Annotated in this window: 16 protein-coding genes; 11 read left to right on the top strand and 5 right to left on the bottom strand. The window is 40.2% G+C overall.

The window, feature by feature from the left end; translation table 11 throughout:
* Positions 1 to 54 precede the first annotated feature (54 nt).
* The 9 genes from acnA to ACTHRG_RS11400 all read left to right on the top strand — a co-directional run bounded on the left by acnA (position 55) and on the right by ACTHRG_RS11400 (position 8,059).
* On the top strand, positions 55 to 2,763 hold the full coding sequence (acnA, locus tag ACTHRG_RS11440; protein WP_076256334.1) for an aconitate hydratase AcnA: 2,709 nt from the start codon (positions 55 to 57) through the stop codon (positions 2,761 to 2,763).
* 99 nt (positions 2,764 to 2,862) lie between these two features.
* Positions 2,863 to 3,279, top strand: coding sequence for a hypothetical protein (locus ACTHRG_RS11435; protein WP_076256336.1), 417 nt, complete (start codon positions 2,863 to 2,865; stop codon positions 3,277 to 3,279).
* 55 nt (positions 3,280 to 3,334) lie between these two features.
* Entirely contained in the window at positions 3,335 to 3,856 is a 522-nt protein-coding gene (locus ACTHRG_RS11430) for a peroxiredoxin family protein (RefSeq protein ID WP_076256338.1), read from the top strand.
* Positions 3,857 to 4,068: 212 nt separating this feature from the next.
* Positions 4,069 to 4,200 carry an FbpB family small basic protein gene (locus ACTHRG_RS11425; RefSeq protein ID WP_175609044.1) on the top strand — a complete coding sequence of 44 codons (132 nt, stop codon included), beginning with the start codon at positions 4,069 to 4,071 and terminating at the stop codon, positions 4,198 to 4,200.
* 61 nt (positions 4,201 to 4,261) lie between these two features.
* Entirely contained in the window at positions 4,262 to 4,405 is a 144-nt protein-coding gene (locus ACTHRG_RS11420; protein ID WP_035332449.1) for an acid-soluble spore protein N, read from the top strand.
* Between the two features lie 156 nt (positions 4,406 to 4,561).
* Positions 4,562 to 4,813 (top strand): small acid-soluble spore protein Tlp, encoded by a 252-nt coding sequence (gene tlp / locus ACTHRG_RS11415; RefSeq protein WP_076256340.1) that lies wholly within the window; start codon positions 4,562 to 4,564, stop codon positions 4,811 to 4,813.
* Between the two features lie 126 nt (positions 4,814 to 4,939).
* Positions 4,940 to 7,252: an AAA family ATPase gene (locus tag ACTHRG_RS11410; RefSeq protein ID WP_076256341.1), complete on the top strand. Its 2,313-nt coding sequence runs from the start codon at positions 4,940 to 4,942 to the stop codon at positions 7,250 to 7,252.
* A 2-nt stretch (positions 7,253 to 7,254) separates the two neighbouring features.
* Positions 7,255 to 7,692: an acyl-CoA thioesterase gene (locus ACTHRG_RS11405; RefSeq protein ID WP_076256344.1), complete on the top strand. Its 438-nt coding sequence runs from the start codon at positions 7,255 to 7,257 to the stop codon at positions 7,690 to 7,692.
* Between the two features lie 67 nt (positions 7,693 to 7,759).
* Entirely contained in the window at positions 7,760 to 8,059 is a 300-nt protein-coding gene (locus tag ACTHRG_RS11400; protein ID WP_076256346.1) for a hypothetical protein, read from the top strand.
* A 94-nt stretch (positions 8,060 to 8,153) separates the two neighbouring features.
* On the opposite strand, the gene ACTHRG_RS11395 is transcribed toward ACTHRG_RS11400, so the two are convergent.
* The 5 genes from ACTHRG_RS11395 to plsY form a co-directional block, all read right to left on the bottom strand.
* Positions 8,154 to 8,447: a HesB/YadR/YfhF family protein gene (locus ACTHRG_RS11395; protein WP_076256348.1), complete on the bottom strand. Its 294-nt coding sequence runs from the start codon at positions 8,445 to 8,447 to the stop codon at positions 8,154 to 8,156.
* A 106-nt stretch (positions 8,448 to 8,553) separates the two neighbouring features.
* Positions 8,554 to 9,366 carry a CPBP family intramembrane glutamic endopeptidase gene (locus ACTHRG_RS11390; protein WP_076256350.1) on the bottom strand — a complete coding sequence of 271 codons (813 nt, stop codon included), beginning with the start codon at positions 9,364 to 9,366 and terminating at the stop codon, positions 8,554 to 8,556.
* A 66-nt stretch (positions 9,367 to 9,432) separates the two neighbouring features.
* Positions 9,433 to 10,593: a CapA family protein gene (locus ACTHRG_RS11385; protein WP_440231203.1), complete on the bottom strand. Its 1,161-nt coding sequence runs from the start codon at positions 10,591 to 10,593 to the stop codon at positions 9,433 to 9,435.
* Positions 10,594 to 10,707: 114 nt separating this feature from the next.
* A complete protein-coding gene (locus ACTHRG_RS11380) occupies positions 10,708 to 11,424 on the bottom strand; it encodes a sensor histidine kinase (RefSeq protein ID WP_076256351.1) in 717 nt (238 codons plus the stop codon).
* Between the two features lie 159 nt (positions 11,425 to 11,583).
* Complete coding sequence (plsY, locus tag ACTHRG_RS11375; RefSeq protein ID WP_076256353.1) at positions 11,584 to 12,168, bottom strand: glycerol-3-phosphate 1-O-acyltransferase PlsY; 585 nt, start codon at positions 12,166 to 12,168, stop codon at positions 11,584 to 11,586.
* Positions 12,169 to 12,362: 194 nt separating this feature from the next.
* Between plsY and ACTHRG_RS11370 the strand changes: the two genes are divergently transcribed.
* Both ACTHRG_RS11370 and ACTHRG_RS11365 read left to right on the top strand, forming a co-directional pair.
* Entirely contained in the window at positions 12,363 to 12,686 is a 324-nt protein-coding gene (locus tag ACTHRG_RS11370; protein ID WP_076256355.1) for a DUF3243 domain-containing protein, read from the top strand.
* 130 nt (positions 12,687 to 12,816) lie between these two features.
* Positions 12,817 to 14,259 (top strand): phospholipase D family protein, encoded by a 1,443-nt coding sequence (locus tag ACTHRG_RS11365; protein WP_076256357.1) that lies wholly within the window; start codon positions 12,817 to 12,819, stop codon positions 14,257 to 14,259.
* Positions 14,260 to 14,280 lie beyond the last annotated feature (21 nt).

Genomic DNA, 14,280 nt, shown 5'->3' with positions numbered 1-14,280 from the left:
GACAATTACCTAACACTTGGTATATGATGTTTATTGAAAGAGGGGGTAATACATTTGGCAAAGAACGATGTGTTCAATTCCCGCAAATCCTTTGATCTGGACGGGAAGCGCTATCATTACTATCATTTAGGTGCTCTGGAAGAAGCTGGGGTAGGTAATGTTTCTAAATTGCCTTATTCAATTAAGGTATTATTGGAATCAGTACTTCGTCAATATGACGGCCGTGTAATTACAAAAGAGCATGTTGAAAACCTGGCAAAATGGGGAACTTCTGAAGTAAAAGAAGTAGATGTTCCTTTCAAACCATCACGTGTAATTCTGCAGGACTTCACAGGAGTTCCGGCAGTAGTTGACCTTGCTTCATTGCGTAAGGCAATGGCTGACATGGGTGGGGATCCTGATAAAATTAATCCTGAGAAGCCAGTAGATCTGGTTATTGACCACTCTGTACAGGTAGATAAGTATGGAACACCTGATTCACTTGAAGCCAACATGGAGCTCGAATTCGAACGAAATGCAGAGCGTTACCAGTTCTTGAGCTGGGCACAAAAAGCATTTGACAATTATCGTGCAGTTCCGCCTGCAACAGGTATTGTTCACCAGGTAAACCTTGAGTTCCTTGCGAATGTTGTTCATGCGCTTGAGACAACGGAAGGCGATTATGAAACTTTCCCTGATACTCTTGTAGGTACTGACTCCCATACAACCATGATCAACGGTATCGGCGTTCTTGGATGGGGTGTAGGAGGTATTGAAGCTGAAGCAGGCATGCTGGGACAGCCTTCATATTTCCCAGTTCCTGAAGTTGTAGGGGTTAAGCTTACTGGCGAACTTCCTAACGGAACTACTGCTACTGACCTTGCATTAAAGGTAACACAAGTACTGCGTAGCCAGGGAGTGGTTGGCAAATTTGTAGAATTCTTCGGCCCTGGTGTTACACAGCTTCCATTGGCTGACCGCGCTACAATTGCTAATATGGCTCCAGAATACGGTGCAACTTGCGGTTTCTTCCCTGTTGATGCAGAAGCCCTTGATTACATGCGCCTGACTGGACGTCCTGAAGAGCAAATCAAGATTGTTGAAAAATACTGCAAAGAAAATGGAATGTTCTTCGATCCATCTCTAGAGCCGGTATACACAAATGTAGTTGAAATCAATCTTTCCGAAATTGAAGCGAACCTTTCAGGTCCTAAGCGTCCGCAGGATTTAATTCCGCTTTCAGCAATGAAAAAAGAGTTCAATGACGCAATCACTGCTCCACAGGGCAACCAGGGCTTTGGCTTGGATAAGAAAGAAATCAACAAAGAAGTCACTGTTGAATTTGCAAATGGCGATTCAACTAAGATGAAAACAGGTGCTGTTGCCATTGCAGCAATCACTAGCTGTACAAATACTTCAAACCCTTACGTTTTAGTTGGTGCAGGTTTAGTGGCGAAAAAAGCAGTTGAACTTGGAATGGAAGTTCCTAAGTTCGTAAAAACTTCTTTGGCTCCGGGATCTAAGGTTGTTACTGGATACCTGCGTGATTCAGGACTTCTTCCATACATGGAACAGCTTGGATTCAACCTTGTTGGCTATGGCTGTACAACATGTATCGGTAACTCCGGTCCATTAAGAGAAGAAATCGAAAAGGCTGTAGCCGAAAGCGATCTTCTTGTAACTTCTGTTCTTTCCGGTAACCGTAACTTTGAAGGACGTATCCATCCGCTTGTAAAAGCTAACTACCTGGCTTCTCCGCCATTAGTTGTTGCTTATGCACTAGCTGGTACGGTAGATATTGATCTTCAAAACGAGCCAATCGGAAAAGACAAGAATGGCAATGATGTCTTCTTTAATGATATCTGGCCTTCAACTGCTGAAGTTAATGAAGTGGTTAAACAGACTGTTACACCTGAATTGTTCCGTAAAGAATATGAGCATGTATTTGACGACAATGCTCGCTGGAATCAAATTCAAACTAGCAATGAGCCTTTATATTCATTTGATGATAATTCAACATATATCCAGAATCCTCCGTTCTTCGAAGGCTTAACTCCTAATGCTGATGAAGTTAAACCTTTATCAGGATTGCGTGTTGTCGGCAAGTTCGGTGATTCTGTAACAACTGACCATATTTCTCCGGCAGGTGCGATCGGCAAAGATACGCCAGCAGGAAAATATCTTCGCGAGAACGGTGTTGAACCACGTGACTTTAACTCTTATGGATCTCGACGCGGTAACCATGAGGTAATGATGCGCGGTACATTTGCAAACATCCGTATCCGCAACCAAATTGCGCCAGGCACAGAAGGCGGATTCACAACTTACTGGCCAACTGGTGAAGTTACATCTATCTATGATGCTTGCATGAAGTATAAAGAAGATGGAACTGGCCTTGTTGTTCTTGCCGGCAAAGACTATGGAATGGGATCTTCCCGTGATTGGGCTGCCAAAGGTACGAACCTGCTTGGAATTAAAACAGTTATTGCTGAAAGCTATGAGCGTATCCACCGTTCTAACCTTGTTCTAATGGGAGTTCTTCCACTTCAGTTCAAGGAAGGCGAAAGTGCAGAAACTCTTGGCTTATCAGGAAAAGAAACGATCGATGTTCAAGTCGATGAAAATGTTAGACCACGTGACTTTGTTAAGGTTACAGCTACAGATGAAAACGGCAACCAGACTACATTCGAAGTTCTTGTCCGTTTCGACTCTGAAGTTGAGATCGATTACTACCGTCATGGCGGAATCCTGCAAATGGTTCTTCGTGATAAATTGGCTAACTAATTTTGACTCGCCGCTATGTGTTTGCTCACATAGCGGTTTATTTATTTACAAAAACGGGTTGAGGTATCTTGAATGTATCTGTAATTTGGAGGGCTGACATTGGGTGCTTTTATGATTGGACCATTATTAGTGAAATACGAATGGGTTTTAGTCCTGCTTTCAGGTATTGTTTCTTATTTCACTATTGTACAAGTCTTAAGAGACAGCGGGGATTATAAAAAAGTTTTTCTGAATGTCATCTTGAATTCCGTTCTTATTGGCTTTTTTACTTATAAGTTCAGTTCAATCCTTTTCCAAACAGGAAATATTCTAAGCAGCCCGATCGCGTTTTTATATTTTACCGGAGGAAGAAAAGGAATTATTTTAGGGGCTTTTTTGGCTCTAATCTATTTAATACTGGCAATTAAGAAAGACAACTATCCGCTTAAAAAATGGATTCATGGGATTGTTTACGGATCTGTCACATTTATGCTGTCTTATTGGCTGTTCAGAACCTTATTAATTTTGCTTTTCTAGGTTAAAATACAATCAAGGAAGCAAAAAGGCTTGAATAGCCGGGAGGGAAAACAGCATGTTCAAAAAAATGTTTGCAGCTTCTGTGTTATTAATCATTATTACCGCGGTTTTTGCAGTGCAGGCTTTTGAAAAAGGTGATGTCAAAAGTCAGCCCGTTAATCAGACAGGATTAGGAATAGGCTTGAAAGCCCCTGATTTCGAATTGAAAAACCTGCAAGGGGAAACAGTCAAGCTCTCAGATTACAAAGGCAAAAAAGTCATGCTAAACTTTTGGGCAACCTGGTGTCCTCCTTGTAAAGCTGAAATGCCTGATATTCAAAAATTCTATACTCAGAAGGGAAATAATGTTGCTATATTGGCGGTGAACATCGATCCTCAATCTGATGTTGCAGGTTTTGCTGAAGAAATGAAAGTGAACTTTCCGATTTTACTTGATGTGGATGAAAAAGCTTCTAATGCCTATCAAATAATAACAATTCCAACCACATTTTTTATTGATGAAGAAGGAATTATTCGGAATAAATATTTAAGTGCGATGTCTGTTGAGCTTATGAATCAGTATATAGATGAAATGTAAAAAAAACATTTGCATAAGCAGATGTTTTTTTATAGGTTTATGCTGTAAAAAAAAGGGAAAAATTAAATATTTTATTAATAATTCCGAACAATATATACTCTTTTCACGTAGTCTGGGTATATGCGGATTAAATTTTCGAAAAGTTGTAATAATTTAACGGTTTTCTGGAGATAATGATTGTTACAATGTTATTAAAGGAAGGTGAAAGATTTATGAGAAAGCCTAGAAAACGCTCCTTTGCTGAATTAGTACTAGAAAATAAACGCCAGCTGCTTAAAGATCATGATGCTATGGAAAAAATTGAAGAGCGCCTCGAGCTTAAACGTCTGAACAAGGCTGAATAGAATTACTTGCCAATCATGAAACCCTTCTCAAATGCACAAACTTTAAATGAGGAGGGATATAATGAGTAATCCAAAAAGACACCCTAATCATTTCAATCCGAACCATATTGGTACACAATCACGCGGATTTGGCGGCAACAAAGGCAAGAAGATGCAGGACAAATCCGGACAGCATGCTCAAGTGATACAGACTAAAGGCGAATAATTGATAGTAGTACCTGCCATTTTTATAGGGCAGGTTCTTTTGTTTCTGAACATTTCTGGTATATCAGGCAAGCAACCCACACTTTTCCGCCAATATTTTTCTTGTTCTTTCACAAACTAAATTTGTACCAACACCTAACAAAGGGAGGAACATACCATGGCACATAACAGACCTAACCCGGATGACCGCAGCGATAACGTTGAAAAGCTTCAATCCATGATCGTTCATACGATTGAGAATATGGACGAAGCAGAAGAATCAATGAAGTATGCCAATGCAGAAGATCTTGCCAGAATTGAAGCTAAAAATGAACGCCGACGGGAAAGTCTTGACTCTTTCCGTTCAGAAATAAAGGATGAATATCAGGCACAGCAAAACGGCAATAGCATCGAGAACAATAATTATTGATACCTTCAAGACCTAATCGAATATGATTAGGTCTTTTCCTATGGAGATAAGGAGCGCATCCTTATAGATAATTATTGAAATATGGTAAGATAAGTTGAGGAAACTAAGAAGAAGAAGTGATGATAGATGACACAGCAGAATAGACAGGCTAAATCAGATGATATTAAGGTCGGCCATTGGATAAATGAGCTTGATCAATACGGATACATAAAAAATGAAGCAGAGCTGCTAAATGTAATTAAGAATATGAATGAAAAGACAAATCCAGGTCTGCTTTCGGAATTATTGGCCCTGGCTGCTATCTCCCGGTTCAATAAGAATACTGATGATACTCTTGCCAGTGCATGGCTGCAGAAAGCAGTTGAACTGGACACTGGCAATACAATGGCAGCAGCCCAATTAGGAAAATCCGAATGGAAAAATAAAAGTAATCTTCTTGAAACCCTGACTTTCCCGCCGATTCGGGAAACCGATAACAGGGCAGCCAAAAAGAAAACAGCTGAGCAATTTATTGAAATTTGCCGAAGCTTCATGAACAAAGCGGATGACGAGTTAGAAGACCTGCAGAAAAAGCAGCATGCCTATGAGGATGCGGAATACCGGAAGTTGACTGAAATACTTGATAAAGCTATTGAAGAGACAGCTTTTCTTTTAAAGGCTTCTGAGGAATATGAACAATCTATATCAGGTGTCTTCCATACTTCAACATACTATACAGATATGAAAAACCACTTAAGTGCCATCAACAGACTTAAAAATGATTGGAAAGAGATATTTGAATCAGAGGAAGAGGAATCCGATGTACAAACCGATCCACTGAATGAACTTAATGACATGGTTGGGCTTAACTCGGTCAAAAGCAGAGTTCATGACTTTTACCGGTTTTTAAAATATCAAAACGAACGCAAGTCACTTGGTTTTCAGACAAAGGATGAACTCAGCCTTAATATGATACTAACCGGGAATCCAGGTACGGGAAAAACAACTATCGCACGGCTTTTGGCGAAGATTTATCATAGCCTTGGTGTTTTGCCTCGGGAAGAAGTAATCGAAGCGGACCGGTCACAGCTGGTTGGCGGATTTGTCGGACAAACAGAAGAAAATGTCAGAGCGGCAGTTGAAAAGGCGATCGGCGGTGTACTGTTCATTGATGAGGCTTACAGCTTAAAGCGTGAGGGTCAGACTGGCAGCGATTATGGACAAACTGCCATTGATACACTTGTATCACTGATGACCGGAACTGAATACGGAGGAAAGTTTGCGGTAATTATGGCCGGTTATCCTGAAGAAATGAGACAATTTCTGGACAGTAATCCTGGTCTCCGCAGCCGTTTCCCGGAGTCAAACTTTATTGCGCTGCCTGATTATTCGAATGGGGAGCTATTGCAGATTGCTGAGAAGCTGTCAGCCGATAATGATTATGTTCTAACAGAAGGAGCAAAACAGGAACTGGGCAAACGTATTGAAAAAGAGCGGGTTGATGATACATTCGGTAATGCCAGGACTGTAAGAAACATTGTTCTGGATGCGATTTTTAAAAAAGGCTCTCAAGCAAAAAGTAATGAAAACATCATGTCTTATACACTTTTGGAAAAAGAAGATTTTGAAAGTGAAGAAGAAGAAAAGCTGATGAATCCTCGGGAGCAGCTTGACCGGCTGATCGGACTTGAAACAGTTAAAAAAGAAGTTCAAAACTTAGTGTCCTTTGTTAAAATGCAGCAGGTGCGTCGTGAAAGAGGTCTTCCGGTTGTACCAATCCAGCTTCATTCAGTATTTACCGGTAATCCGGGAACAGGAAAAACGACTGTAGCAAAGATTTATGCAGAATTGCTGAAGGAATGCGGATTTCTCAAACGCGGACATTTGATAGTTGCGAGCCGTGCTGATTTTGTAGCGGGCTATGTTGGCCAAACTGCTATCAAGACAAAGAAAAAGATAAGAGAGGCATTGGGTGGTGTCCTATTCATTGATGAGGCATATTCACTTCTTTCCCAGACATCAGGAGATTTTGGCAAAGAAGTCATTGATACGTTAGTGGATGAAATGACAAAGCATAATGAAAATCTTGTCGTTGTTTTGGCAGGCTACCCGAATGAAATGGAGAAGCTAATGTCAAGTAACCCAGGGTTGAAATCCCGATTCAAAAAGTTCTTTCATTTCAAAGATTATTCAACCGCAGAGCTCCTGGAAATTATTATTTCGTATGCTGGAAAATATGAATACACTCTAACGGAGGAAGCAAAGGATTACCTTAACCACACTTTATCAAAGATTGAAGTAAACGGGAATGGACGTTTTGCGGCCAATCTTGCTGATGAGGCCATTCAGGCACAGGCCATGAGAATTGTTTCAGCACTTGCTGAGGATATTGAGCAGGTAAGCATTTTGGAGAAGCCGGATTTCGAAATCGCTTTAAATAAAATTAGTAAAGGGGAATAGGGATGCTCATCTCAACAAAAGAAATAGAGGTAAGGTATGCAGAAACAGATCAAATGGGAGTAGTATACCACGCCAATTACCTGGTATGGATGGAACTTGGCCGGACACAGATCATTAAAGATCTTGGATTCAGCTATGCTGAAATGGAGAAGGATGGAATTATCTCTCCTGTTCTGGATATTCTTGCTTCTTATAAAAAACCATTGCGCTACGGGCAGACTGCCACAATTAAAACCTGGATCGAAGAGTATGACGGTTTCCGCGTCAGCTACGGATATGAAATATTCAATGATGAAGGAGAGCTTGCCGTAACAGGCTTGTCAAAGCATGTTTGCGTCAAGAAGGATAATTTCCGGCCAATTTCAATAAAAAAGAAATATCCTGATTGGCATGAAGCATATGAACAAGCGAAAAAGCTTCCTGAAGGTGCTGTCAGATAAGTGAAACTTCAATCAGTGGGAGTCTTACTGCCTTGACCTGCGATAAACTAAAGGATGGAGAATAGAAATGGCATTCGGCCTTCGAAGAAAAGATCTTCAAGAATGGAAGAGGAAAATAGACCGTGGAGAAATTGCTTTTTTAACTCATTATTGGCTGGATGAGCGGTTCCCTGGGTGTAAAACGGTCACAAAGGTCGGCTGTTCAGATTTGAAGAAATTGATTGATTGGGGAGAATCGCATGGCCTTAAGCCAGAGTGGATTGATTATCGGACTGATGGCTACTCACACTTTGATTTGATTGGGGCCAGGCAGAAGGAAATCCTTGAAAAAGAGAAGCTATTGGAGCAGTTGGAACAGCTGGAATGAGAAAGGCGGAAGGCGCCTGGGAGCTAGACAGTTATCCAGCTTAAGAATTATTCTTAACTACCTAAAAAAAAGAAGCAGGCGGTGTCTGCTTCTTTTACTCATTGTTATATTTGAATTCAGGCTCCTGTGCTTTTTCATTAAATGTCACGACTAAATCGTGATTATCAAAATACCATAAGTCCTTTTCTTCGATAAAGTAAGTAATTCCGTTTTTTTCGGTCTGCACTCCAGCGTCGTGTGGCTGTTCATTCGAGACCCCTAATGAAAATCCCTGCTGCACAGTGCTGCAGCCTCCATACCTTGCAAAAAAGCGGACATAGTCACCCTTATTTAAGAGCATTTCCTCCTGATACCATTGGGCAGCCTGATCTTCGATATGTATGTTCATTTGAAATTCCTCCTCCTGGGTGATAGTCATATTATAGGCTAGTTTTTCCCTGTGTGCGAATAAAATGTCTGTTTCATTTCTTTTTTGATGCCATGTCAGCATTCAACTAGCCCGGAAAAGATATTAAACCGCTTAATATCATAAATACGTTCATGGCCATATGCCATATGAAAGCAGGAAAGATGCTTTGGGATTTCACTGTGACGGCCGCGTAAAATATCCCGCCGACAGCAAACAGAAGACACAAAATAAATGAGTAGCCAAGCATCATATGAGAAAATCCAAATGCCAGCCCGGAAAAAAGAACTGCTGCCTTTTCACCTGACAGTTCAGCCATTCTGGATAAGATGATTCCTCTCCATAAAAGCTCTTCCATTAGTCCATTTACAATTGAGAAGCCAATCAGGAATATCAAAAAGTCCCTTGAAAACGAGTTATCTGCTGAAAAAATAGAATAAGCAAATCCGGCAAAATTAATTAGGATAGCAATCATAAGAAAATGTTTTATTTTTATTGAATGGAAACCGCTCCATATAAATGGGAAAAATATGAGGGAATTCCAATCCGGTTTTTGCAGAAAGGGGATAGCCGTTTTATTAAACTTTATTGAAATATAGACCAGAATCAGGATCGGGATCGCCAAAAGAAGCCTATTTATTATCATTAAGATATAGTATGGAAGAGGCAGTGCATCAAGCAGCTTATCGCCATAAAGAAACAAAAGGCTGCCTGTTAAATAACCGGCAATGGTCCAGGAAAAAACACGCTCCTGCTTTGAGAGGAGCAATAAAAAAATGATAAGTCCAAACGAAAGTATGAAAGCTAAAGCGAAAAGCTTCAATTGAAAAAGCAATACGCCAGCGGTGAATACACTTAGCTGCAAAAAAGGAAGAGACTTATTAACGTAAGCGGTTTTCATAATCGAACCTCCCTGCATACAAGATATTTTACCATTTTTTACACAAAAAAAGCGCTATAAAGCGCTTCACTGAACATTTCCCATCATATGTTTCATAATTTCGGCAAATTTGGACTTTGCATGGGGTAAACCAAAGCTTGCAGCATCCTCGAGCGGCACGATCCGGTAATTTTTCAGCTGTTTATTGCTGACGTAGGTCGGGACGAAGCCAGGATCGGAAAGTTTGATATCCACCCCATTTTGATCAATATATTTTGTAACCTCCACGGTTGCAAGTCCGCCTATATCCTTATAATCGCGCATCTGTCCGGATAAGAAATTGCCAAGCGAGTATACGACCAATGACCGGCCGCCGTCTTTTCTGTCAATCCACTCCATAGGCTGAAGAACATGCGGATGGTGGCCGAAGATAATGTCAACACCTTCATTTACGAGAGTCTCAGCTAATCTCTTTTGCTCCTCTGTTGGCTGAAGCTCGTATTCATCTCCCCAATGCATACTCATCACAACGACGTCAGCTCCTTCTTTAGCCCGTTTAATTTCTTTTTTCATTGCGGTTTCATCAATGAGATTTACGAAGTAATCTTTCCCTGACGGAACGGGAATTCCGTTTGTGCCGTATGTATAAGAAAGATAGGCAACTTTAATTCCGTTTTTGCCGAGTATTTTCAAGGTTTGCTGCTCACTTGGTGTTCTGTTTGTTCCCACATGCGGCAATCCAATTTGGTCCATATAATCCAGAGATGCTTCCAAGCCCTTGACTCCCTTATCGAGTGAATGGTTATTGGCAGTTGAAACAATATCAACGCCTGCATCAATGAGAGCATTCCCCACTTCCTGAGGGCTGTTGAACATTGGGTAACTGGAAATTCCTATTTCAGGGCCGCCCAGAATAGTCTCCTGATTGGCAAGTAAGAGACCGGGTGTACTTAATAGCGATTTTGCATGTTCAAACATCGGTTTGAAATCATAGGCTGTTTTTGTTTTTGCATCATTATATACCCAATCATGTATAAGGATGTCTCCAATAGCTCCCAAGGTCACCCTTTCAATAAGGATTTTATTACCCTCGGCAGTTTCCCTGTTTTCAGCATGCAATTGAAAAGATTTGGCTTCGGCTGCCTCAGCCTTATATTCAGTGTGCATTTTATAGATTAAGAGACACGGGCAAATTACTAATGTGGTACAGAAAAATGCAGATAACAGGAAGGCTTTGCTGTTTTTCATCAAAATTATCCCCTTAATATAAAGCATCATAAAATATATTAATAGTCTAATTTTAATATGAACTTTTGCATTTTTCATCATTTTCTGCAATTTTTCCATCATATTTAATGCCTTTTATTGGTTCGAAGCCATAGGAAGTTCAATTGTAAAAACACTGCCTTGTGAAAGAGTGGATTGGACTATAATTCTGCCATTATGTTCCTCAATTATTTTCCGGCATATTGACAGACCAATGCCAGTCCCTTTTTCTTTCGTTGTATAAAATGGAACAAATAATCTGTTAATCGTTTCTTCTGTCATGCCCGGTCCATTGTCCTCAATAATGATTTGGGCTTTACGGCTGTTTGATTTGGCAGTCAGGCAAACCTTTCCTTCTCCTGCATGAGCGTCTTCACATGCCTCAAGTGCATTTTTAATTAAATTGATCAGTACTTGCTTTATCTTATTAGAATCACCATAGATGGTGGGCTCTCCAGGACATAGGTTAACTGAAAGGTTTATTTTTTTTATATTTGCCTGATTTTCGAATGAAATCTTCATTTCCTGAATCAATGTGTTTAAGTCTACTTCGGTTTTCTTGTTTAATCCAGGTTTCGATGCATTTAGAAATTCATAAATCATATCATTTGCCCTATTAATCTCATCAATGGCAATTTGGGCGTACTGTTCTTTGCCGATTTCAACTAAATGGGGCATCAAGAGCTGCATAAACCCTTTCACTGTTGTCAGCGGATTTCTTATTTCATGGGCTAATGCTGCTGCCAGCTGACTGCCGCTTTCGCAGATTTCTCTTTCTGCTTTTTTTATATATCTGTTTTTTTCCTTTTCCATCTCATTGTTCATCCTAACATTAGCGTTTTCGGCAAAAGTTAAGCCTAAACTAATGTATGGCGAAAGATATCAATTTATGTTTTTTTATGTATAAAAATTTTTTCGCAAAGTAAAAAACAGCAGATAAAAGGTCTGCTGTTTTGCATTGACGGCTGGATTTCAGCCAAGCCATTTTATTTTGGGTTCGGTTTTGTCCCTGATTCGTTTAATGTTTGCCCTATGCCTGTAAATAACAAAGAATCCCAGGATAGAAACAACTATAATCAGGGGTATGTCACCTAGTATAAGAGCGTAAATGATGGATGCTGCTGCTGCCAGAATAGAGGATAATGACACATACTTGGTTATGTAAAGGCTTAAGAAGAAAACACCCAATATGATAAGAAACATGAACGGTACATAGGCTAATAGCACTCCGCCTGAGGTTGCCACCGCTTTTCCTCCGCGAAAACCGGCAAACAGAGGGTACATATGTCCAATAACAGCAAAAATTCCGGCTATAAGGTGATGCATATCCGATCCAAAGAACAAGGGAAGTGATGCAGCAAGGGTGCCTTTTAGGATATCAGCTATGGTCACGATCATGCCGGCCTTAACTCCAAGTGTCCGAAAAGTATTGGTACCGCCTAGATTTCCGCTGCCATGCTCTCGAATATCCACTCCATAAAAAAGTTTTCCTACAATTAAACCAGAAGGAATGGAGCCAAGTAAATAAGCTAAAATAATGATAATTCCATAAATCATAAGAACTCTCCTTCATACTTTCTATGTTAGTATATTGTACCATGTGAGCAAAGCAGCATACCATGTGCAATTAAAAAGAAGTCCAATTTATTTCACCGGGGGCTTCAAACTCTCTGGCTTGTGTTTGATATGTTTGACACCGGGTATTAGTAGACTGTCACAGCAATCAAATCCAATTAAAGGAGAGATTCAGCATGGAACAAAATATGAATAGCGTAAATGGACAAGCAGCCAATGTAGAGGGAAAGCTAGATAATATGGGGAGCGAAAAGAAAGATGAAATACTTTCAAGCTTTGACGGATTTAAAGATTATTTAAGCGGTAAGGTTTCCATGGGACAGAAAATGGGCATGGATGAGGAGCAGCTTGCTAATACTGCTCAAAAGGTTGGAGATTATCTGGCTTCCAAAGAAGAACCGAGAAACCGTGAAGAAAAGCTACTTCAGGAATTGTGGAAGGTAGGAACAGAAGAAGAAAAGCATAAGCTGTCTCATATGCTTGTAAAGCTTGTTGGCTAATAATATAGATAAATGGCGAAGGCACCCGGCCTTCGTCTTTTATTTTGCCTGAAGGCGCATAGATGAGTTTACAATAGTCAAAAATGGTCTATATATAGTTATCGCAGTCTAAGGAGCAGGGGGAGTCTTGGTGAAAAAGGTTCTGGGAAAAGTAAAAATAAAAAAGGTATGGATACCCATATTGAGCCTTGTGCTGGTATTGGCAGCAACCATTATCTATCAATCCAATAAATCATTGCCAAAGGGTCTTTCATTCGAAGGGGAAGTATATTCTGCAGAGGATGTTCAGTTCCTTTACGATTTAACCTATGAGAAAGAAAATGGCAAAAGAGAAAGTGAACAGCAGATCTTTCAGCGTATTTTAGAAGCAATTGACGAGTCAGAGGATTTTATAGTGATGGATATGTTTTTATTTAATGGATTTAACGATGGGGATAAAAAATATCCGGATATTAGCGGTAAAATAACTGATAAGCTGATTGAAAAAAAGCTCAGCCGCCCGAATATGGATATTACTGTGATCACAGATCGGATTAACAGCACCTATGGATCGCATGAAGTTCCGGAATTCCGGGAACTTAAAGAGAATGGCATAAACGTGGTTTATACTTCACTAGTTCCTTTAAGGGATTCAAATCCCATTTATTCGGCATTTTGGCGTGTATTTATACAATGGTTTGGCCAGGCTGGTGAAGGCTGGCTGCCCAATCCGCTTGCAGAAAACGCTCCAAAAGTGACATTCAGGTCCTATCTTGATCTAATGAACATAAAAGCAAATCACAGGAAGGTTTTTGTGACGGAAAAAACAGGAATTGTAACTTCAGGAAACCCTCACAATGCCAGCGGGTTTCATTCCAATATAGCATTTGAAGTAAAAGGGCCAATCTTAGCTGATCTCGTCAAAACCGAGCAGGCAGTGGTCGATTATTCAGCATCCGGCAAATTGGCAGATTTCAAACCTGAAAAGAGCAATAAAACCGGCCCGCTTAAGGCCCAGGTGCTGACTGAAGGCAAGATTTATAAACATATCCTTCAAGAAATCAATAAAGTCAAGAAAGGGGAAACCATCTGGCTGGGCATGTTTTATCTTGCTGACCGAAAAGTGGTTGACGCACTTAAAGAAGCAGCCGACCGGGGAGTTATAGTACAAATGATCCTGGATCCCAACCAGAACGCTTTCGGATCTGAAAAAATTGGGCTGCCTAATATACCTGTTGCAGCTGAATTGGACAAGCTAGGCCATGAAAACATAAAAATCAGATGGTATAATACTGGATTTGAACAATACCATCCAAAAATCATGTATGTAACCGGCAAAGAAAAAAGTTTGATCATAGCTGGTTCAGCTAATTTTACAAGAAGAAATCTGGATGATTTAAACCTGGAGACAAATATAAAAATCAGTGCCCCAGCCCAATCCCAGGTTATGAGGGATGTTGACAGGTATTTTAATAAGCTTTGGAATAATAACGGTGCCATTTATACAAAGAACTATTCATCCAATGAGAAAATGCCGGGGGTTAAATATATTACTTACAGACTGCAGAAGCTTACTCACTTTACAACATACTGACAAAAACATGAAACCTTTCTT

Source organism: Cytobacillus sp. SAFR-174, from assembly GCF_051964675.1.
Lineage (GTDB): Bacteria > Bacillota > Bacilli > Bacillales > Cytobacillaceae > Cytobacillus.
This window is presented reverse-complemented; position numbering and strand designations above follow the sequence as displayed.